Origin of the sequence: Actibacterium sp. 188UL27-1 (assembly GCF_016901225.1) — a bacterium.
Lineage (GTDB): Bacteria > Pseudomonadota > Alphaproteobacteria > Rhodobacterales > Rhodobacteraceae > 188UL27-1.
This window is the reverse complement of sequence record NZ_JAFEUL010000004.1, coordinates 1-19,669: the sequence shown is the minus strand read 5'-3', so window position 1 is coordinate 19,669 and position 19,669 is coordinate 1. Positions and strand designations below refer to the sequence as shown.

Below are 19,669 nucleotides of genomic sequence, written 5' to 3'. Positions count from 1 at the left end.
TAGGCAGCCCCCCGTCACCCCGCCATCCCCCACCTGTGGCCGGGTCGCTTTGCGATATGGGCGTGTCGTCTCACCCCCTTTTCATGGCTCGGTCTTCGGGCAATAACGGGCCATGACAGAAACAGATGTGACATTCCCGGGCGACAACTGGCCCATTCTGGATCCCGGTTGGGTGTGGCTGGTGGGCGCGGGCCCTGGCGATCCCGGCCTGCTGACTCTGCATGGCATGAACGCCCTGCGCCAGGCGGATGTGATCGTCTATGATGCCCTCGTCTCGGAGGAATTGCTGGCCTGGGCGCCGCAGGCCGAGGTGATCTACGCGGGCAAACGCGGTGGCAAACCATCGGCCCAACAACGCGACATTTCCCTGCGGCTCATCGATCTAGCGCGCGACGGGCGCAAGGTTGTGCGCCTGAAAGGCGGCGATCCCTTCGTGTTTGGCCGCGGCGGGGAAGAGGCGCAAACACTGGTGCAACACGGCATTCCCATTCGCATCGTTCCCGGTATCACGGCCGGTATCGGCGGGTTGGCCTATGCTGGCATCCCCGTAACGCACCGCGATGTGAACCAATCCGTCACCTTCGTTACCGGGCATGATCAGGCCGGGGAGGCCCCTGACACATTGGATTGGGCCGCGATTGCGCGGGGCAGCCATGTGATTGTCATCTATATGGGCATGAAACATATCGGTCGGATTTCCAAGGCATTGATCGACGCCGGGCGCCCGGCGTCGGATCCCGTTGCCATCGTGACGACCGCGACAACCACCGATCAACGGGTGCTGGAGACCACCCTCGACATGGCCGAAAAAGATATTGCGCGGATCGGTATGGAACCTCCGGCCATCATCTGTATCGGCAAGGCCGTTCAGATGCGTGACGTGCTGGACTGGCAAGCCATGGCGGCGGGCCAAATGCCAACCAACCTTGATCCACTGGGTCGCGGCCTTCCCGCCGAACAGGTATGACCCCCACAAAAGGGGGGCTGGTGATCGGCGCCCCGGCCTCGGGCAGCGGCAAGACTACGGTGTCGCTCGCCCTGATGCGAGCCCTCGCACGGCGCGGACCGGTGCGCGCCGCAAAATCCGGACCAGACTATATCGATCCCCGGTTTCACGAAGCGGCCTGCGGGCATCCATCCATCAACCTTGATGCCTGGGCCATGACGCCCGATCGCATCCGCCTGCTGGCCGCCGGCGACACGCCCCTGATTGTCGAAGGGGCCATGGGCCTGTTCGACGGCGCACCGCCCCAGGGTCAGGGATCTACCGCCGATCTGGCGGTTCTGCTAGACCTGCCCGTCTTGCTGGTTATTGACGCGGTGCGCATGGCGCATTCGGTTGCGGCATTGGTCGGGGGATATGTCCATCACCGGCCCGATGTTCGATTTTGCGGGATCATTCTGAACCGTGTCGGCAGTGCCCGGCACGAGGCGATGCTGCGGGGCGCATTGGACAGGACCGATCTGCCGCCCGTTCTAGGGGCGATCCCCCGGCAAGATCAGATCAACCACCCATCCCGCCACCTTGGTCTGGTACAGGCCGCCGAACGGAGTGACTTGTCAGACTGGCTTGACCGGTTGGCGGATCTGGCAGAGGCCCATATCGATCTCGATCTTTTGCCCGATGCCACCCCGCGCCCCATCGAATGTGGCCCGCGCACACCTCCTCCAGCACAACATATCGCCATGGCCCAGGATCAGGCCTTTGCGTTTGCCTATCCCCATCTTCTTGCGGATTGGCGGGAGAGAGGCGCGCAGATCTCATACTTTTCCCCCTTGGCCGACGATCCTGTCCCAGACGCCGATTTGGTGATTCTTCCCGGCGGATACCCAGAGCTTCACGCCGGGCGATTGGCCCGCACCCAGACTTTCCTGAAAAGCTTGAGAAATGCGTCGAAACTATCTGATATTTATGGGGAATGCGGCGGTTACATGGTGCTCGGCCAGACCTTGACTGACGCCCAGGGCCAGACCCACCCCATGGCAGGCCTGCTGGATCTGGATACCAGCTTCGCCAGACGCAAGCTGCACTTGGGCTACCGACAGCTTGAGGCGCGCCATGGCCCCTTTGCCGGGCAATGGCGCGGTCATGAATTTCACTATGCCACCACGACCCGCGCTCAGGGAGAAACACTGTTTGCCGCACGGGACGCTGCGGGCGATAATCTGGCGCCGATGGGCTTGCGCACAGGCCGCGTCTGCGGCAGCTTTGCCCACGTGATCGACCGTGCCGTGTGACCTGACCGGCCAGAAGGATATCCCATGACCGCCATTGCTGACCCGGCCCTGACCGACGAGCGTCGCGCCAAACGCAACGTGGCTGTCCTTGTTGCGGCCCAGGCGGTCCTCGGCAGTCAGATGCCCATGATCTTTACCGTCGGCGGCCTGGCAGGCGGGATGCTGGCGCCCAATCCCTGTCTGGCGACGCTACCGATCTCCCTGATCGTCTTTGGCTCCATGACCACCGCGCCCTGGTTATCGCCCTTGATGCAACGCCACGGCAGGCGGACCGGCTTTGTCATCGGCGCCATGGGCGGCGCATTGGGCGCCCTGGTCTCGGCCTACGGGCTGTTCGCGGGGTCGTTTGTGATCTTTTTGATCGGCAGCTACCTGACCGGTGTCTACATGTCCGCGCAGGGCTTTTTCCGCTTTGCCGCCGCCGATACGGCCTCCGAAAGCTACCGGCCCAAGGCGATTTCCTATGTCATGGCGGGCGGTCTTCTGTCGGCATTGATCGGCCCGCCCCTCGGCACGGCCTTGGCGGACAGTTACGTGATCCCGTTTTTCGGCACCTATCTTGCAGTTGCCGCCATCAACGTGCTGGGCGCGTTCCTATTTGTCTTTCTGGATATCCCCCGCCCAAAGACCACGGCCAAAGGGGCTGCGGGCGGTCGCACCATCCGGCAATTGCTGGCCGATCCCAAGATCAGCGTCGCGATCATCTGCGCCATGGTCAGCTATGCGCTGATGAACCTGGTGATGACCTCCACACCACTTGCTGTCGTAGGCTGCGGTTTCTCAACAGAAACCGCAGGTTGGGTCGTTTCGGCCCATGTCATCGCGATGTTCGCGCCCTCCTTCTTTACCGGTCACCTGATCGTGCGTTTCGGTGTGCGTAACATCGTTTCGCTGGGTCTGCTGATCCTGGCCGCCGCTGGCGTTGTGGCGCTCGAAGGAGTTGAGATCGGCAACTTCTTCGGCGCTCTCATCCTGCTTGGCATTGGCTGGAACTTCGGCTTTATCGGCGCGACCACAATGCTCGCCCAGGCCCACGGGGTCGAAGAACGCGGCCGCGTCCAGGGCTTGAATGATGCGATCGTTTTTGGATGCGTCACCGTGGCCTCCCTGGCCTCCGGTGGCTTGATGAACTGCTCAGGCGGCGACGTGGTGCAGGGATGGACAGCCGTGAACCTTGCCATGGTGCCTTTCCTTACCCTGGCCGGTGCGGCGCTGATCTGGTTGAACATCCGCAACCGTGCGCCGGCCTAAAGCAGGGCAATCGCCGCACGCAAAAGGCGCCAGTGCCGCCGAAACGGGCTGAATGATGGCCCGCCCCGTCCCAACAGGTCAGGGTCTCGCCGCACCGCATCCAGGATCGGCGCCGCCATCCACCCTTCCAACAGGGGCGCGCCGATGACCGAACCTACCCTGCGCCGCAAAGCCCGCTTCCGAGAAAGCCGGTCCAGGCCCTGCTGCGCCAGGTCTGCGATCGATTGCCCCTGCACCAGCGGATGCCGCCCGCGCGCCTGCAACTCCGGCACCGCCATCAGAAACCGGGCTAGACCAATCGCCCACCCGCAATCCAGCGCCGCCGGGCGCATCTCCTCTGCGGCGCCAAGCGTGGCCATCCCCGCCCAGACCGGCACCGCGGCCGTCTTATGCAGGTAATCCTCAAAATGCGCCGCATCCTCGAACGGTTCGCGATAGATATCCCACCGTCGGGCCGCAACCGCACCGTCCAGCAACCGCGCAACATCCGGCGACAAAATCTCGGCCAATGGCGTGACGACCTCATGGCGCCGAATGACACCACCGTCAGCAATCTCTCCCAACGCATCGCGCCACCATTGCAACCGCATCTCGGCAATCATAGGCTCTGCCGTGACCCAGGGCGCCCGCGACACTTCCAACGCAAAGGCATAGATCGGAAACAATACCGCTCGCGCGGCCACCGGCACCGCCATCGTCGCTGCAAATCGGTCCGGATCACCCCGCTGCACCAGTGCCGCACAGGCCGCAACACTCATGCCAGATCTGCCTTGGTGAGCCAAAGCTGAAATCCCAGCAACAACATGGCCCAATAGGCTATGTCGACCCAAAAGCATAGAAATGCAGCGCAGCTGCTCCGTTGGATCACGCCCGGGCTCCATCCCGCACAAGCTTCCACTGTATCGCATCCAGCAAGGCCTCAAAGGACGCATCCACGATATTGGGAGAAACCCCAACAGTCGACCAGCGCCGCCCTGCGCTATCCTCGCTGTCGATGATGACACGCGTTACCGCTTCGGTCCCGCCATCCGTGATACGCACCTTGAAATCCACTAGCCGCACATCGTCGATATAGCCCTGATAGGGCCCCAGATCCTTACCCAACGCCTTGGCCAACGCGTTCACGGGCCCCCGGTCCAAGCCGCTCTCATCCAGCGACTCGCTGACCGACAGAACCTTTTGATCTCCGATCTTCACCACAACGACCGCCTCGCTCAGGCTGATCATGCGATTATACTTGTTCTTGCGCCGTTCGACCGTGACCTTGTAACGCTTCACCTCAAAAAACGCAGGCAGCCGCCCCAGCTCCGCCAGCGCCACCAGCTCGAAACTGGCCTGGGCCGTGTCATAGGCATAGCCCGCCGCCTCGCGCTCTTTTACGATGTCCAGGATGCGCCCCAAAGCCGGATCATCGCGCGCCACATCCAGCCCCGCCTCAACCAATCGCTTGCGCAGGTTCGACTGCCCCGCCTGGTTCGACATCGGCACGATCCGAGCATTGCCCACCGCCGCCGGGTCGATATGCTCATAGGTCGTCGGATCCTTCAGGATCGCGCTGGCATGCAGCCCTGCCTTATGGGCAAAGGCCGAGGCACCCACATAGGGCGCGGCCTTCACTGGCACCCGGTTCAGGATGTCATCCATCAAGCGCGAGGCGCGCACCAATCCACCCAAAGCCGCCTCGCTCACGCCTGTCTCAAACCGGCTGGCATAGGGCTCCTTCAACAGCAGCGTCGGGATGATGGAGGTCAGGTTGGCATTCCCACACCGTTCGCCCAGCCCGTTCAACGTGCCCTGGATATGCAGGGCCCCGGCATCCACGGCTGCCAGGGTATTGGCCACCGCATTCTCGGTATCGTTATGGGTGTGAATGCCCAGCTTCTCCCCCGGTATACCCGCCGCGATCACGGCATCCGTGATCCGCGCCACCTCCGCCGGAAGACTGCCGCCATTGGTGTCGCACAAAACAACCCACCGCACGCCACCCTCCAGGGCCGCTCGCAAGGCTGCCAAGGCATAGCCCGGATCTGTCTTATAACCGTCAAAGAAGTGCTCCGCATCGAACAACGCCTCCCGCCCCTGCCCCACCACATGGGCAAAACTGTCCCGCAGATTGCCCAGGTTCTCCTCCAGCGAGATCCCCAACGCCGTCTCCACATGGAATGCGTTGGCCTTCCCCACCAGACAAACCGCAGGCGTCCCCGCATTCAACACAGCGGCCAGCACATCGTCATTCTCGGCCGAGCGTCCGGCCCGCTTGGTCATCCCAAACGCCGTGAATGTCGCCCGCTTCAGATTTGGAGCCGTGTCGAAAAACGCGCTATCTGTCGGATTGGCCCCCGGCCAGCCGCCCTCGACATAGTCCAGCCCCAACCCGTCGAGCAGCCCGGCAATCCGCCGCTTCTCCTCCAGCGAGAACTGGACCCCCTGCGTCTGCTGCCCGTCCCGCAGCGTAGTATCAAAAAGGCTCAGCCGCTCCCGCACCACTTACGCCCCTGAACCAACACAACCGAAACTCACTGGAAACCCTCCAGTTTTGAGGCATCGAAGCCAGGCTTCAGCACCCATTGCGACGGGGCACCCTCCTTGTCCTGCACCTCAATACCGGCACCATCCAGCGCGCCCCGAATAGCGTCGGCGCGTGCAAAGTCCTTGCGCTCCCGCGCCGCGCGCCGCTCCTCCAGCAATTCATCAATGCGCGCCGCCAAAACCGCCTTCACATCATTCGACATTCAAATCCACCTATCTGTCGGTGTGTTCCTGGTTTCAAAGTGATCTACCAAACGGGATCAATTCAAAAGGTCCAACTTTTCCGGATCGAAATGTTCGGTAAAATCCATCTCCACTCTTTCCGGTGACACCCGAACTGCCAGTCCTGCTCCCAAAAAAAGTTGTGTGATCCGGTCTACCTCCCCAAAGTCTTTGGTTTCTTTGGCCTTTTTTCTGGCCTCAAACAACATGTCCTCATAGGGCCCCAAATCAATCGGTGCGCCCAAGATCCGATCTAGCGAAGAGCCAAATGCCACCGACCAATCATTTCGGTAGTCAAACCCGAAAAACGCCAATCCCTCGGCCAAGGCAATTTTTGCTTCCAGATCTTGTTTGGCGCTTTTCGCAAGCTTGTGCAGTTCGGCGATAGCCTGGGGCGTATTTAGATCCTCGGAAAGCGCGCGGATGATTTCATCGGGTGGAGCTTTTCCGGTGAAAGCCGCCGAAACCGCATCCCGCTCCTCATCGATGATCTTCTTCCAGGCAAGCAAGCATTTCTCCACCTCCTCCCGCTTCTTCTCGGTCCAGTCCATCGGCTTGCGGTAGTGGGTCGAGAGCATGACAAAGCGGATGACCTCACCCGACACGCCCTGGTCCAGCAGGTCGCGGACGGTGAAGAAGTTGCCGAGGGATTTCGACATCTTCTTGCCCTCGACCTGGAGCATTTCGTTATGCATCCAGATCTGCGCAAAGCCATGGCCCGCGCAACGGGATTGCGCGATCTCATTCTCATGGTGGGGGAATTGCAGGTCGATCCCACCCCCGTGGATGTCAAAGCTATCGCCCAGCAGCTCCGCCGCCATCGCCGAGCATTCGATATGCCAGCCCGGACGCCCCCGCCCCCACGGACTGTCCCAGCCCGGCAATTCATCATCCGAAGGCTTCCACAGCACGAAATCCATCGGGTTACGCTTATACGGCGCCACCTCGACGCGGGCACCCGCGATCATGTCATCCACGGACCGGCCCGACAGCTTGCCATATTCGGAATAGCTCTCCACCGCGAACAGAACATGCCCTTCGGCGGCATAGGCATGGCCCTTGGCAATCAGATCCTCACACATCGCAATCATCTGCGCGATATACTCGGTCGCGCGCGGCTCATGCGTCGGGCGCAACGCCCCCAACGCATCCATATCCTCGTGGTACCATTGGATTGTCTCGTTCGACCGCTCCCGGATCAACGTCTCCAGCGCCCCCTCGGCCCCAGCCTCCCGCCGCTTCAACGCCGTCTCGTTGATCCGGTCGTCGACATCCGTGAAATTCCGCACATAGGTGACGTTTGCTTGAGGATAGCGATGCCGCAGCAATCGGTAGAGCACATCGAACACCAGCACAGGCCGCGCATTGCCCAGATGCGCGCGGTCATAAACCGTCGGCCCACACAGGTACATCCGCACGTTTTGCGGGTCCAAAGGCTCCAAAGCCTCCTTCCGGCGGGTGGCGGTGTTATAAAGCTGGATCGCGTCCATGGCGTCGGTCCTCGCGGTTTTGCGCGGCGGGCCTAGCAGCAAATGTCACAGGGAGGAAACGAAAAGGTCTACCCAAAGCATGCAGCCCACCGACAGAGTGTCAGTGGCAGATACAAGTAATTGGGCAAACCATCGTCATGGCAGATCAATACCTTGGCCAATGCCTTTTGCCAAGGCCCCACAGGCATGGCATCTTTCGGGGATGGATCGCGATATTGCAAACCGAACCGCCGCCGCCCGACCCGGCGCAACGCTGGAGCATCCCTTTGGCGATGATCTGGATACATGGAAAGTGGGAGGAAAGATCTTTGCCATAGTTGGTGCGAAGGGTCGTGGTACAACGCTGAAATGTGCCAATCCTGATACGGCTGCTTTGCTGATTGATATGGGGCGCGCCGAACCAGCCCCATATCTCAAACGCGGTGGTTGGGTTCTGATCCCGTGGGACAGGATGGAGGGAGAAGAACTGGCCGAACGGGTCGAGACCTCTTACCAGACCGTTCGCGCAACCTTGACCAAGAAGGTGCGCGATGCGCTTTAACGCCGATGAGCCGCCCTGGCTTGGCCGAAACCGAGGCCTCCGGCGGGGATATTTTTGAACACATAATGGAATGGGTCACGGGATCTTGAAGCTGTGGCGCGCGCCCGCAGGCGGGCGGGGGTGGGTGGGTGGGACGACCGTCTGCGGGGGCGCCCCCTCAACCTGTCGATCCATTTGACAAGCCCGTACACCCATGGCCACCTACACCGATGAAACTCTCACGACACATCACCTTGCTGACGGATGACGGCGACGATGGCTGGGGTCTGTTCTACAAGGCACGCGCACTCAAAGATGCAGGCCACCCGATCGTGGAACTCACGATCGGCGAGCATGACATCCGGACCGACCCCTCGATCCTGTCCGCCATGCACCGGGCGGCGACCGGCGGGCATACCGGCTATGCCATCGTGCCCGGCACCGACACCTTGCGCGATACCGTTGCCGCACGGATTGCCCAGCGGACAGGCCAGCACACGACGCGTGACAATGTCCTGATCACCCCGGGTGGCCAAGCGGCCCTTTTCGCGGCCCATGTCGCCGTCCTTGATCCCGGTGCTAATGGAGCCTTTATCGATCCGTATTATGCCACTTATCCAGGTACGATCCGCGGCGCAGGCGGGGTCGCAAAATCCATCATCACCCAGGCCGAACAGGCATTTCAACCCACGCGTGCGGCCCTTGATGCCGGTCTACCCGGCTGCGCCTCACTTTTGATCAATTCGCCGAACAACCCGACCGGTGTCGTGTATTCCCCCGCAACCCTGGACACAATTGCCGCGGCTTGCCAGGACCACGACGTTTGCCTGATCTCGGACGAGGTTTATGACACGCAAGTATGGTCCGGCACCCATATCAGCCCGCGCAGTCTGCCGGGCATGGCAGAACGCACCCTGGTCGTGGGATCCATGTCTAAAAGCCACGCCATGACTGGCAGCCGTGTCGGTTGGCTTGTCGGCCCGGCGGAGGCCATCGCAGCGTTGATCGATCTGGCCACCGTCACCAACTATGGCGTTCCGGGCTATATCCAGGATGCCAGCGTCTTTGCCCTCGAACAGGGCCAAGACCTCGAAGCAAAGATCGCCGCCCCTTTTCGCCGCCGCCGCGACCTGGCCCAAAGCCTGATCGCGCGCCAGAACGCGGTGCGCGCCCTGCCTGCCGATGGCGCGATGTACCTGATGCTCGACATCCGCGCGACCGGGCTCAGCGGCAAAGCCTTTGCGGGCGCGCTGCTTGACGCACACCAGATCGCCGTGATGCCGGGGGAGAGCTTCGGCGCGGCCGCCGCCGGTCACATTCGCATCGCCATGACCATTGATGACACCGCGTTCCGGACCGCCCTTCAGACCATATTGACCTTCGCGCAATCGCAGATCACCCACAAAGCAAGGATGCACCATGCCCGCTGATCCCGTCGCCGAGTTCCGGGCGCTGCACCTGCCACGCCAGCCGTTCATTCTGGCCAATATCTGGGATATCGGGTCCGCCCGCATGATGGCCGCGCTCGGGGCACGGGCGCTGGCCACATCCTCCTCCGCCTATGGCTTTACGATCGGGCGTCCGGATATGGGCCAACTCAGCCGGGATGAGGCACTCGCCCATGCCCAGGACATCGTCGCCGCGACCGCCCTGCCAGTCCAGGGTGATTTCGAAAATGGCTTTGGCGATGCACCGGAAACGGTTGCCGAAACCGTTCGATTGGCTGCCGAGGCAGGATTGGCCGGGATCTGCATCGAAGACACCGTCCTGCCGGGCGACGCACCATATCCGTTCGACCTGGCCGTTGACCGGATCCGCGCCGCCGCCGATGCCGCCCATGCCTTGCCACGCGATTTCGTTCTGACAGCCCGCGCCGACGGATGTCTCACTGGGCACTATGACCACGCAGAGGCCCTGCGCCGCATCCAGGCATTCGACGCGGCGGGGGCCTGCTGTCTTTATGTTCCGCGGGTGGCCACCATGGCAGAGCTTGCCCAGATCTGCACGGCCACCTCGAAACCGGTCAATGTGCTGTCGGTCGGCCCTATGACGGTGGCAACGCTGGCGGATTTCGCAGCCATCGGGGTCGCGCGCGTCTCCCTTGGCGGTGGGCTGGCCCGCGCAACCCATAAAATTATACACGATGCCGCCACGGCCATGTTCACCGACGGCGACTTCAGCGCCCTTAGCCAGATATTGAGCGCCGAACTGACGGATCAATTGCTTGAGAAAGGCGCGAGATGAACCTCCCTGAAACAAAGGCAATCGTCACGGGTGGCGCTTCTGGCCTTGGCCGCGCAACCGCCGAAGGATTGCTGGCCGCAGGCGCCAAGGTCACAGTGTTCGATCTCTCCGGCGCCCCGCCCGATGGGGCGCACTTTCACAAGGTCGATGTCACGGAAGAGGCTGACGTGGCGGCTGGGATCGATGCCGCCGCCGACGCCATGGGAGGTCTGACCACCCTCGTGAATTGCGCCGGGGTCGCGCGTGCCGAAAAGGTGCTGGGCCGCGACGGCACACACACGCTCAACAGCTTTGAACGCACCGTCAGCATCAATCTGATCGGCAGCTTCAACTGCCTGCGCCTGGCCGCCGCCCGGATGGCGGACAATCCTGCAGACGCCCTGGGGCAGCGCGGCGTGATCATTAACACCGCCTCCATCGCGGCCTTTGACGGGCAAAAGGGCCAGACGGCCTATGCCGCATCGAAGGCAGGGATCGCCGGGCTCAGCCTGCCCGCCGCGCGCGATCTGTCCCGCACAGGGATCCGCGTGATGGCCATCGCTCCGGGCATTTTCCGCACGCCCATGCTGGAAGGTCTGGGCGAAGAGGTGATGGACACCCTGGCAGCCGACGTCACCTTTCCCAAGCGCCTGGGCGACCCGGCAGAGTTCGCCGCCCTCGCCCGCTTCATTATCGAATGCGACTACCTGAACGGTGAAACCATACGCCTCGACGGCGCCCTGCGTATGCCGTGATAGGTGCCATAAAGACTGCCAGTGATTGAAATGTAAAAGTGAGCGCTGCTGGGTCTGTCACCCGTCTTAATATCCTTCAATCTCACCTCCATACCTACCGGGCCTACCGGGGAACATTAAGCAGGTAAGATAACTCATCTGGAGTTTAGGGCACTGGTTAACGAGCTTCTGAGCAGGTTCAACGACACCATTCCATAGCGTCCGACGATATACCTGAAACATCAACCATCACTTGACGCGCGGAAATCTTTGATTTCAGACGGCGTTAAGTGATCGGTGTTTTTCGCATGACGCTTTAGGCCACATGGAAGTCACGCAAGAGTTCCATTGATGTGTCCCGGGCCTGCTCCACCCACGCGCCACAATCATGTCCGTTCGCCGAAACATTACGCTGAACTGCAGAACGCGGGTATCACCCCGCCGCGGCGGCCTTTTCCTCCAGTGCCATCCATTCTTCTTCGAGGGTGCCCAACACGTCGTGGCGTTCGACCAAGGCATCGGTAGCTTTCTGAAATTTGACAGGCGCGGTGGTGAAAAGATCGGGGTCAGACAAGTAAACCTCCAGCTTGGCGATCTCGGCCTCGACGCGCATGATTTCGTCGGGCAGCGCCTTCAGCCGGTGTTGTTCGGTGAAGCTAAGGCCGGCCTGAGCCGCCTCTTTTTGAGTGAGCTTCGCCGCCTTACCCCTTGATTTATTGTTATTTTCTTCAGGTGCATCCTGCTTGCGCTGCGCTCGGTAATCACTCCAACCGCCGGCATAGACCACCGCGTTTCCGCCGCCTTCCATGGCAATCGTCGTGGTGGCCACGCGGTCGATGAAATCGCGGTCGTGGCTCACCAGCAGAACCGTGCCATCATACTCGCCCAGCAGGTCCTGCAACAGATCCAGCGTCTCGATATCCAGGTCGTTCGTCGGCTCGTCCAGCACCAACAGGTTCGACGGCTGCGCCATGATCCGCGCCAGCAGCAACCGCGCCTTTTCGCCCCCCGACAACGACCGCACCGGGGCGCGCACCTGCGCCTCGCTGAACAGAAAATCCTTGAGATACCCGACCACATTGCGCGGTGTGCCCCGCACCATCACCTGATCCGCACTGCCCGAAATCCGCATCGCCTTGTCACCGGTCAGGCTCTCCCACAACGTCGCCTCGGGATCCAGCTGCGCGCGGGTCTGGTCGAACACCGCGATATCCAGATTGGTGCCCAGCTTAACGGTGCCCGCATCCGGTTCGGTCTTGCCGATCAGCATGTTCAACACGGTTGTCTTGCCCACCCCATTGGGCCCAACAAAGGCGACCCGATCACCCCGCTGGACCCGCAAACTCAGGGTGTTCAAGATCACTTTCTCATCGTAACGCTTTGAGATATCGCGGACTTCCAGAACCAGCTTGCCCGACTTGCCGCTGCTCTCCAACTCCATCGCGGCCGTGCCCTGCCGCCGGATCTGACTGGCCCGCTCGGCCCGCAATTCCGCCAGCGCGCGGACGCGGCCCTGGTTGCGCTTGCGGCGGGCACTGATCCCTTCGACGGCCCACCGCGCCTCTGCCTTGATCTTGCGATCCAGCTTGTGGCGCGCCTCATCCTCTTCGGCCCAGGTCTTTTCGCGCCACGCCTCAAACGAAGCAAAACCGGCCTCCTGCCGCCGCACCTGCCCCCGGTCAATCCACAATGTCGCCTTGGTCAATGCCGTCAGAAACGCCCGGTCATGGGAAATCAGCACAAACGCCGCGCGCGTGCTGGACAGTTGCGCCTCCAGCCAGGCAATCGCCTGGATATCCAGGTGGTTTGTCGGTTCGTCCAGCAGCATCAGATCGGGCTCTTCGGCCAGCAGCTTGGCCAGGGCGGCCCGCCGCCGTTCCCCGCCCGACGCGGTCGCCACGTCCGCTTCAGGGCGCAGTTTCAGCCCCTCGGCCACCATCTCCACGCGGTAGGCCTCGGATGGGTCCAACTCACTCGCCGCAAAATCGCCCAGTGTCGCGAACCCGTCCATCGTGGGTTCCTGCTCCATATAACCCACCGATTTGCCGGGCGGCACAATCCGTTCGCCCATATCCGGCTCTACCAGCGTCGCCATGACCTTCATCAAGGTTGACTTGCCCGATCCGTTGCGCCCGACCAAGGCGACCCGATCGCCCGGCTGAACCACCAGACCAAGATTGTCGAAAACCGGATTGCCGCCGAAAGTCAGCGAGATATCCGAAAGCTGTAACAGAGGTGCGCGTGCCATGGCCGCGAGCTAAGGGACCGCGCCGCCAAGCGCAATCCCCTTCGCCACATGCTATCGCCCCACGTCCTCGATCACCGTCTGCGTCGCCGCACCGGATTTGAAATGCTTGCTCAGTTTCAGGCCCTGGCCCTGGTAGTTGGATTTCAGACCCGCGCCATACAACTGTTCGGGGCGTTCGGACATGCGTTCATAGACCAGGCGCCCCACGATCTGACCGTGCTCCAGGACAAAGGGCGCTTCGTGGCAGCGGACCTCCAGCACCCCGCGGGAGCCTGTGCCTCCTGCCGCGGAATGGCCGAAACCGGGATCGAAAAAACCGGCATAATGAACCCGGAATTCGCCGACCATGGCCAGATAAGGCGCCATCTCCGCGGCATAGTCGGGGGGGATATGCACAGCTTCACGGCTCACCAGGATGTAAAATGCGGATGGGTCCAGGATGATGCGGCCCGCATCTGTCTCGATCCGCTCCCAGAACTCCGCAGGGTCGTAATGGCCGATCCGGTCCAGATCGATCACCCCGGTATGGGGTTTGGCGCGGTAACCGACCAACGCGCCAGCGCCGGGTGTCAGATCCACCGAAAAACCCAAACCATCATCGATCACGGCCTCGCCCGACACCAGGTTGACCGCGTCATGCAGTGCCGTCAGCGCAGTATCGTCCAGCACAGCCTGCCCCCGGCGAAACCGGATCTGGTTCAGCCGCATCCCCGGCCGCACCTTGACCGAGAAGGAGCGCGGGCAGATCTCCGCATAAAGAGGTCCGGTATACCCCCCGGCGATCCGGTCAAACTCCATGCCACCATCGGTGATGGTCCGGGTCAGCAGATCCAGCCGCCCGGTAGAGCTTTTGGCATTGGCTACGGCCGTGATGTCGGCGGGCAAGGCCAACACCTCCATCAGGGGCACGACATAGACGCAGCCTTTCTCCAGAACGGCCCCGTCCGACAGATCGATCTTGTGCATCTCGAACTCGGTCAGCCGGTCGGCCACGCGGTGTCCCTGCCCCGTCAGAAACGATGCGCGCACACGGTAGGCCACGGCACCAAGGCGCAGATCAAGGCTGGCCGGCTGGATCTGCTCCGGTAATACGGCAGGCGTCGCGGTGATGTGACCAGCCGACATCATCGCCGCGATCCCCTGGCTGGGCAGAACACCCGTCGATCCTGTCATGCACCACCCCCCGTAAACACAAACCGCCCGCGCCCCGGTCGGGCGGCGGGCGGTGTGATATTGGTCGGGCTAGCAGGACTCGAACCTGCGACCTTCCGTCCCCCAGACGGACGCGCTACCAGGCTGCGCCATAGCCCGACATTCGGGTTGTGTAGCAAATCCTGCGCCTGGCGCAAGCGGTTATCCCGCTGCTGCCGCACCATCCATCCGGGCGCGCAACAGAACCATCTGTTGGTGGATCGCCTGCAACTGAAGTGCCGGAACCTGGCCAGGTTTCAGCTGATGCAGTGCCTCCAGAACAGGCGTGTCAGCGGAGGGCAATGCGACAGGCTCTGGCTGCTCGGGCAATGTCGCCTCGACCTCCGCCAACGGCTCATTCACCTCCGCCACGGGGGCCTCCGGTTCGGCAAGCTCCGCTGCCTCGGGCACCGGTTCAACAGATGGCGCCTTGAGAAAGGCAGGAACCGTGTCGACCGCATCAACCGGCGCATCATCCGTGTCCACAACGGGATCCGGCTGGTCGAACATCTCGATCTGGGCCGAAGGTTTCGGCTCGGGCCGCATCGGCACGACCTTGGGCGCGGGTTCCGGGGTCGGCTCAGCCTCTGGCGCTCCGTCCAACGGTCGGGACATGGCCGATACCGCCGACACGCCCTGATCCTTCAAAACCTTCTGGGCGCCCTTGATCGTCATACCATCTTCATGGAGCAGCTTCTTGATGCCGCCCAATAGCGCCATATCCGAGGGGCGGTAGTAGCGCCGACCGCCTGCCCGCTTGACCGGTTTGATCTGGCTGAACTTGCTTTCCCAGAACCGCAGGACATGGGTCTGCACGCCCAGCCAGTCGGCCACCTCGCTGATGGTACGGAATGCGTCCGGCGCTTTCGACATCGGGCTGACCCTAACCCTTGTTGCCCAAGGCAACCCGATCTTTCATCAAATGGGAGGGGCGAAATGTCAGCACACGGCGGGGATGGATCGGAACTTCTTCACCCGTCTTGGGATTGCGCCCGACCCGGGCGGCCTTTTCGCGCACGCTGAACGTGCCAAAGGAGGAAATCTTGACTTGTTCACCGCGCACAAGGGCGTCGGACATGTGGCCCAACACACTTTCCACCAGCGAGGCAGATTCGTTGCGGCTCAATCCCACTTCGCGAAAAACGGCTTCGCTCAGATCCATGCGGGTCAATGTTCTTTCACCCATTTCAACTCCCCGGTGTTTTCAGCAACCTAGGGGGCGGGGCGTTTTCGAGTCAATAACAATGGCTTGCAGTTGCGCGTTAAACCGTTGGTCTACCAGCGTAAAACCACCGATCCCCAGGCCAGGCCGCCACCGATGGCCTCCATCACCAGAACCTGACCCTGGGTAAAGCGCCCAGCATCCTGCCCGACGGATAGGGCCAGGGGAATCGATGCGGCAGAGGTGTTGCCATGATCCTGAACCGTCAGGATCACCCGCTCCATGGCCACATCCATCCGCTGGGCGGTGGCCTTGATGATCCGCAGATTGGCCTGATGGGGCACGATCCAGTCCACATCCGCACCGGTCAACCCGCATTTGCCAAGGCTGGTATGCGCCGTCTCTGCCAGCTTTTCCACCGCATGGCGAAACACTTCCTTGCCCTGCATCCGCAGATGGCCGGTCGTCCGGGTCGACACGCCGCCATCCACATAAAGCAGATCGCGAAAGGTACCATCCGAATGCAGATCCGTGGCCAGGATCCCGCGATCCGCCGCCGTGCCCGTGGCCTCCTCGGCCTCCAGAACCAAGGCACCCGCGCCATCCCCGAACAACACACAGGTCGCCCGGTCGGTCATGTCAAGGATCCGGCTGAATGTCTCTGCCCCGATGACCAACACCCGCCGGGCCTGGCCCGACACGATCAGCGCATTGGCATTGGCCAGCGCATAGATGAACCCGGCACAAACGGCCTGAACGTCAAAAGCATAACCGCCGGTCATGCCAATCTGGTGCTGCACCATCGTCGCCGCAGACGGAAAGGTCAGATCCGCCGTAGAGGTCGCCAGGACTAACGCGTCGATGTCGCTCGCTGCCATCCCGGCCTGTCCCAAGGCGGCATTTGCGGCATTGGCCGCGAGCTTCGAGGTTGTCTCATCCTCAGCGGCGAAATGGCGACGCTCGATCCCAGTGCGGGCCCGGATCCATTCATCATTCGTGTCGACCAGGTCTTCGAAATAGCTGTTCGGCACCACCCGGGACGGCAGATAGTGGCCCACACCACGAACGACGGCGCGTATTGTCATGCAGTCTTACCGCTCTCTGCCCCGTGATCGGCGGGGTCTGATGTTGTTTGAGGTCGCATCGCAACCTTGGCGGCCAACTTATCGGAAAACTTGGAGTTCGCCAGTTGAAATGCCAACTTGATCGCGGCAGAGACCCCGGTTGCATCTGCGGCCCCGTGGGATTTAACCACCGTTCCGTTCAAGCCAAGGAAGACGCCGCCATTCACCCGGCGTGGATCGATTCGCTTGCCCAACCGACCGAGTGACGTATAGGCCAGCAGCGCCGCAAACCGGGAAAGCGGCGAATATTGAAACGCCTTGCGCAGCAATTCACTGATCAGCTTGGCCGTGCCTTCCGCGGTTTTCAGCGCGATATTGCCGGTAAACCCATCGGTCACGATCACATCGATATCGCCCGATGGCAGATCGCCGCCTTCGACAAACCCGACATAGACAAACCGGTGCTCTGCCGCGGCATCCTCGATCAATTCGCTGGCGGCCTTCAACTCGGCCCGGCCCTTGTGATCTTCGGTGCCGACATTCAGCAAGCCGACGCGTGGCGCTTCAATGTCCAGGCCGTTCCGGGCATAAGAGACCCCCATCAGCGCATATTGCAGCAGGTCATGTTCGTCCGCGCGAATGTCGGCCCCCACATCCAGCATCACGGCATATTCATTGCGCGAGCGAGACGGCCAAAGACAGGCAATCGCGGGCCGGTTGACCCCGGGCAACTTGCGCAACCGCACCATGGACAACGCCATGAGGGCACCGGTATTGCCGCAACTGACCGCGACAGAGGCCTCCTTGTCGCGCACGCTCTCAATGGCCGACCACATGGAAGTGCCCTTGCCGTGGCGCATCACCTGGGCAGGCTTTTCATCCATCGTCACGATGCCCGCCGCATCCCGGATCACGCAGCAATCATCCAGGCGACGCTTTGCGATCAGCGGCGTCAGCTCAGCCTCGGGTCCATGCAGGATAAAGGCGATGTCGGGGTTCTTGTCACGCGATTTGGCCAGCCCGCTCACCACGGCACTGGCCCCAAGGTCACCGCCCATGGCGTCGACCGAAATCACAACCTTTCCGCGCAGAACGTCCGGCACCTCGGGGGTGGGATCAGCGGGAGAGGTCATGCGAGCGCGATCGCGCCGGGCTGCCGTGGTTAAGCCGCGTCTTCGTCCAGATCGATCTCGTCGATCTGAGCAACGACCTCACGGTCATCATAATGGCCACAGGCGCCACAGACGTGATGAGGACGCTTCAGCTCACCACAATTGGAACATTCCGCCGGGTTGCCTGCGACCAGCGCATCATGGGCACGGCGCATGTTGCGGCGCGAGCGGGTAATTTTATTCTGAGGGACAGCCATGTCACAACCTCGATTTGGTCGGGGACCGGGGCCACCCGTATTGTCATTGAATCTGCTGGCGTGCTTACGCCGCATGACCACACCATTCAAGGGTATGTGGTCGAAAGGAAGCGAGAAAATACGCGATTTAGCCCAAAGGGCAAGGATAATATCGCGACAGTTCCAGCCAGAACGCAACGTTTCAGGGCGCTATCCCTTTTCCAGCCGGTTTTTCAGATCTGCCAAACCGGCAAAGGGTTTCAGATCCTCGTCACGCAACGGCTCAGCTCCCGGTTCGGTAAAGATAGCGGTGCCCAGATCGGCATCGGCGGCGCGCGGATAATCCGGCAAGGCCAGGGCCAGTGCTTCCGCCATGAGATCCGCGAGGTTCACGATCTCCGGCAGCGGCTCTTCCCGGTCATCTTCCGGCATCTCGGCCTCCGCCTCGGTCGGCGCTGTCAGATCAGCCAGATAAAGTCGTTCGACCACCGTATCGACCCGCGTCGTCACCGGCTGCAGCGTTACACTGCAAGGTTGTATCGCCGTCGCGCCCAGCGTGGCCGTCAGGGCCCAATCGCGCTGTCCCCGCGGGGACAACTGCCCCTCCAGCACCACCTTGCGCAGATCCAGCAAATCAAGCTGCGCCATCAAGCTGTCCCGCAGATCCTGATCCGGCACCAGCCGAAAATCGAACGGTTTGCCATGGGGGATCTTCGCCAAGGCGACTGTGTCTGGATCGTCCGCCGCATTTGGATAACGCATAGGTCAGACCTTCCTTCCTTGAATAGGGGGCGCACCTTGATGTAAGTGCCGATAGAAGGTGAAAAAGAGTAACACAAGAGGGCGGGTATGGCATTCATCGGAACGCGGATTTTACGATCCGTTGTACTGATCCTCTGTGTTGCGGCGGTGACGGCATGCACGCCCCTGTATCGCACCCATGGTTACACGCCGACCGATCAGGACCTGGCCAAGATCACGGTGGGCGTCGACACCAAGGATACCGTGGATGAGGTCATCGGTGCGCCTTCCTCCTCCGGTGTGCTGCGTGACAGCGGATATTACTACGTCGAGCAGCGGATCAAGAAATTCGCCTATCAGGAACCGGAGGTTGTGGACCGACAGGTCGTGGCCATCACGTTCCAACCCAATGGCGTGGTCCGCAATGTCGAACGGTTCGGCCTGCAGGACGGCAATATCGTGGCCCTGTCCCGCCGGGTGACCGACAGCAATGTCGAGGGGCTCAGCTTCTTGCGGCAGCTCTTTGGCAATATCGGACGGTTCAACACCGGATCGATTTTCGACGACTAAGAGACCATCTGTTCACTAGGGTCAGGACCCATTGATTTCCTTTGAGCGGGATGATTCACCGGTCGAAAATCGAGTGGTGATATGATCGATCTATATTGGCTGGATGACGCGCAAATGGCGCGTCTTGAACCCTACTTT

The 19,669-nt window shown here is 61.7% G+C and carries 20 protein-coding genes and 1 tRNA gene; 8 read left to right on the top strand and 13 right to left on the bottom strand.

The window, feature by feature from the left end; genetic code table 11:
- Positions 1 to 112 precede the first annotated feature (112 nt).
- From cobA to IU397_RS06990, 3 genes are read left to right on the top strand one after another with little or no spacing between them, the layout of a single operon-like run.
- Complete coding sequence (gene cobA, locus IU397_RS07000; RefSeq protein WP_204412004.1) at positions 113 to 967, top strand: uroporphyrinogen-III C-methyltransferase; 855 nt, start codon at positions 113 to 115, stop codon at positions 965 to 967.
- The gene (locus IU397_RS06995) at positions 964 to 2,238 is read left to right on the top strand and encodes a cobyrinate a,c-diamide synthase (RefSeq protein ID WP_204412003.1); all 1,275 of its coding nucleotides are present in this window, start codon (positions 964 to 966) and stop codon (positions 2,236 to 2,238) included. The genes cobA and IU397_RS06995 overlap by 4 nt, the downstream gene beginning before the upstream one ends.
- A 24-nt stretch (positions 2,239 to 2,262) precedes the next feature.
- Positions 2,263 to 3,489: an MFS transporter gene (locus tag IU397_RS06990; protein ID WP_204412002.1), complete on the top strand. Its 1,227-nt coding sequence runs from the start codon at positions 2,263 to 2,265 to the stop codon at positions 3,487 to 3,489.
- On the opposite strand, the gene IU397_RS06985 is transcribed toward IU397_RS06990, so the two are convergent.
- From IU397_RS06985 to cysS, 4 genes are all read right to left on the bottom strand, one after another.
- Positions 3,486 to 4,247: a squalene/phytoene synthase family protein gene (locus IU397_RS06985; protein WP_204412001.1), complete on the bottom strand. Its 762-nt coding sequence runs from the start codon at positions 4,245 to 4,247 to the stop codon at positions 3,486 to 3,488. The two genes, IU397_RS06990 and IU397_RS06985, sit on opposite strands and share 4 nt — an antisense overlap.
- 106 nt (positions 4,248 to 4,353) lie before the next feature.
- The gene (cimA, locus tag IU397_RS06980; RefSeq protein WP_204412000.1) at positions 4,354 to 5,976 is read right to left on the bottom strand and encodes a citramalate synthase; all 1,623 of its coding nucleotides are present in this window, start codon (positions 5,974 to 5,976) and stop codon (positions 4,354 to 4,356) included.
- Between the two features lie 29 nt (positions 5,977 to 6,005).
- Positions 6,006 to 6,221, bottom strand: a complete 216-nt coding sequence (locus IU397_RS06975; RefSeq protein ID WP_204411999.1) for a hypothetical protein — start codon at positions 6,219 to 6,221, stop codon at positions 6,006 to 6,008.
- Between the two features lie 57 nt (positions 6,222 to 6,278).
- On the bottom strand, positions 6,279 to 7,730 hold the full coding sequence (gene cysS / locus IU397_RS06970; protein ID WP_204411998.1) for a cysteine--tRNA ligase: 1,452 nt from the start codon (positions 7,728 to 7,730) through the stop codon (positions 6,279 to 6,281).
- A gap of 202 nt (positions 7,731 to 7,932) precedes the next feature.
- Between cysS and IU397_RS06965 the strand changes: the two genes are divergently transcribed.
- The 4 genes from IU397_RS06965 to IU397_RS06950 all read left to right on the top strand — a co-directional run bounded on the left by IU397_RS06965 (position 7,933) and on the right by IU397_RS06950 (position 11,228).
- Positions 7,933 to 8,271 (top strand): MmcQ/YjbR family DNA-binding protein, encoded by a 339-nt coding sequence (locus IU397_RS06965; protein WP_204411997.1) that lies wholly within the window; start codon positions 7,933 to 7,935, stop codon positions 8,269 to 8,271.
- Positions 8,272 to 8,480: 209 nt separating this feature from the next.
- Positions 8,481 to 9,680, top strand: coding sequence for a pyridoxal phosphate-dependent aminotransferase (locus IU397_RS06960; RefSeq protein ID WP_204411996.1), 1,200 nt, complete (start codon positions 8,481 to 8,483; stop codon positions 9,678 to 9,680).
- The gene (locus IU397_RS06955) at positions 9,670 to 10,494 is read left to right on the top strand and encodes an isocitrate lyase/phosphoenolpyruvate mutase family protein (RefSeq protein WP_204411995.1); all 825 of its coding nucleotides are present in this window, start codon (positions 9,670 to 9,672) and stop codon (positions 10,492 to 10,494) included. Before IU397_RS06960 ends, IU397_RS06955 begins: the two co-directional genes overlap by 11 nt.
- Positions 10,491 to 11,228, top strand: a complete 738-nt coding sequence (locus tag IU397_RS06950) for an SDR family NAD(P)-dependent oxidoreductase (RefSeq protein WP_204411994.1) — start codon at positions 10,491 to 10,493, stop codon at positions 11,226 to 11,228. Before IU397_RS06955 ends, IU397_RS06950 begins: the two co-directional genes overlap by 4 nt.
- 412 nt (positions 11,229 to 11,640) lie before the next feature.
- On the opposite strand, the gene IU397_RS06945 is transcribed toward IU397_RS06950, so the two are convergent.
- The 9 genes from IU397_RS06945 to IU397_RS06905 all read right to left on the bottom strand — a co-directional run bounded on the left by IU397_RS06945 (position 11,641) and on the right by IU397_RS06905 (position 18,982).
- Positions 11,641 to 13,455 (bottom strand): ABC-F family ATP-binding cassette domain-containing protein, encoded by a 1,815-nt coding sequence (locus IU397_RS06945; protein WP_204411993.1) that lies wholly within the window; start codon positions 13,453 to 13,455, stop codon positions 11,641 to 11,643.
- 51 nt (positions 13,456 to 13,506) lie between these two features.
- Positions 13,507 to 14,628 (bottom strand): 2'-deoxycytidine 5'-triphosphate deaminase, encoded by a 1,122-nt coding sequence (locus tag IU397_RS06940; protein ID WP_204411992.1) that lies wholly within the window; start codon positions 14,626 to 14,628, stop codon positions 13,507 to 13,509.
- A 61-nt stretch (positions 14,629 to 14,689) separates the two neighbouring features.
- Positions 14,690 to 14,766: transfer RNA gene (locus IU397_RS06935), tRNA-Pro, on the bottom strand.
- A 42-nt stretch (positions 14,767 to 14,808) separates the two neighbouring features.
- Positions 14,809 to 15,519 carry a MerR family transcriptional regulator gene (locus IU397_RS23245; protein WP_239479663.1) on the bottom strand — a complete coding sequence of 237 codons (711 nt, stop codon included), beginning with the start codon at positions 15,517 to 15,519 and terminating at the stop codon, positions 14,809 to 14,811.
- A 10-nt stretch (positions 15,520 to 15,529) separates the two neighbouring features.
- Positions 15,530 to 15,832 (bottom strand): integration host factor subunit alpha, encoded by a 303-nt coding sequence (gene ihfA, locus IU397_RS06925; protein WP_204411991.1) that lies wholly within the window; start codon positions 15,830 to 15,832, stop codon positions 15,530 to 15,532.
- A gap of 89 nt (positions 15,833 to 15,921) precedes the next feature.
- Entirely contained in the window at positions 15,922 to 16,893 is a 972-nt protein-coding gene (locus IU397_RS06920) for a beta-ketoacyl-ACP synthase III (protein ID WP_204411990.1), read from the bottom strand.
- Positions 16,890 to 18,005 (bottom strand): phosphate acyltransferase PlsX, encoded by a 1,116-nt coding sequence (gene plsX, locus IU397_RS06915; RefSeq protein WP_204411989.1) that lies wholly within the window; start codon positions 18,003 to 18,005, stop codon positions 16,890 to 16,892. The genes IU397_RS06920 and plsX overlap by 4 nt, the downstream gene beginning before the upstream one ends.
- A 29-nt stretch (positions 18,006 to 18,034) precedes the next feature.
- Positions 18,035 to 18,241, bottom strand: a complete 207-nt coding sequence (gene rpmF / locus IU397_RS06910) for a 50S ribosomal protein L32 (RefSeq protein WP_204411988.1) — start codon at positions 18,239 to 18,241, stop codon at positions 18,035 to 18,037.
- 189 nt (positions 18,242 to 18,430) lie between these two features.
- Positions 18,431 to 18,982 carry a DUF177 domain-containing protein gene (locus IU397_RS06905; protein WP_204411987.1) on the bottom strand — a complete coding sequence of 184 codons (552 nt, stop codon included), beginning with the start codon at positions 18,980 to 18,982 and terminating at the stop codon, positions 18,431 to 18,433.
- Positions 18,983 to 19,069: 87 nt separating this feature from the next.
- Here IU397_RS06905 and IU397_RS06900 point away from each other — a divergent pair, with 87 nt between their 5' ends.
- Entirely contained in the window at positions 19,070 to 19,531 is a 462-nt protein-coding gene (locus IU397_RS06900) for an outer membrane protein assembly factor BamE (RefSeq protein ID WP_204411986.1), read from the top strand.
- Positions 19,532 to 19,669 lie beyond the last annotated feature (138 nt).

Coding starts and splice junctions, on each gene's coding strand:
- cobA (WP_204412004.1), top strand. CDS start 113: ATGACAGAAACAGATGTGACATTCCCGGGCGACAACTGGCCCATTCTG.
- IU397_RS06995 (WP_204412003.1), top strand. CDS start 964: ATGACCCCCACAAAAGGGGGGCTGGTGATCGGCGCCCCGGCCTCGGGC.
- IU397_RS06990 (WP_204412002.1), top strand. CDS start 2,263: ATGACCGCCATTGCTGACCCGGCCCTGACCGACGAGCGTCGCGCCAAA.
- IU397_RS06985 (WP_204412001.1), bottom strand. CDS start 4,247: ATGAGTGTTGCGGCCTGTGCGGCACTGGTGCAGCGGGGTGATCCGGAC.
- IU397_RS06975 (WP_204411999.1), bottom strand. CDS start 6,221: ATGTCGAATGATGTGAAGGCGGTTTTGGCGGCGCGCATTGATGAATTG.
- cysS (WP_204411998.1), bottom strand. CDS start 7,730: ATGGACGCGATCCAGCTTTATAACACCGCCACCCGCCGGAAGGAGGCT.
- IU397_RS06965 (WP_204411997.1), top strand. CDS start 7,933: ATGGATCGCGATATTGCAAACCGAACCGCCGCCGCCCGACCCGGCGCA.
- IU397_RS06960 (WP_204411996.1), top strand. CDS start 8,481: ATGAAACTCTCACGACACATCACCTTGCTGACGGATGACGGCGACGAT.
- IU397_RS06955 (WP_204411995.1), top strand. CDS start 9,670: ATGCCCGCTGATCCCGTCGCCGAGTTCCGGGCGCTGCACCTGCCACGC.
- IU397_RS06950 (WP_204411994.1), top strand. CDS start 10,491: ATGAACCTCCCTGAAACAAAGGCAATCGTCACGGGTGGCGCTTCTGGC.
- IU397_RS06945 (WP_204411993.1), bottom strand. CDS start 13,455: ATGGCACGCGCACCTCTGTTACAGCTTTCGGATATCTCGCTGACTTTC.
- IU397_RS06940 (WP_204411992.1), bottom strand. CDS start 14,628: ATGACAGGATCGACGGGTGTTCTGCCCAGCCAGGGGATCGCGGCGATG.
- IU397_RS23245 (WP_239479663.1), bottom strand. CDS start 15,519: ATGTCGAAAGCGCCGGACGCATTCCGTACCATCAGCGAGGTGGCCGAC.
- ihfA (WP_204411991.1), bottom strand. CDS start 15,832: ATGGGTGAAAGAACATTGACCCGCATGGATCTGAGCGAAGCCGTTTTT.
- IU397_RS06920 (WP_204411990.1), bottom strand. CDS start 16,893: ATGACAATACGCGCCGTCGTTCGTGGTGTGGGCCACTATCTGCCGTCC.
- plsX (WP_204411989.1), bottom strand. CDS start 18,005: ATGACCTCTCCCGCTGATCCCACCCCCGAGGTGCCGGACGTTCTGCGC.
- rpmF (WP_204411988.1), bottom strand. CDS start 18,241: ATGGCTGTCCCTCAGAATAAAATTACCCGCTCGCGCCGCAACATGCGC.
- IU397_RS06905 (WP_204411987.1), bottom strand. CDS start 18,982: ATGCGTTATCCAAATGCGGCGGACGATCCAGACACAGTCGCCTTGGCG.
- IU397_RS06900 (WP_204411986.1), top strand. CDS start 19,070: ATGGCATTCATCGGAACGCGGATTTTACGATCCGTTGTACTGATCCTC.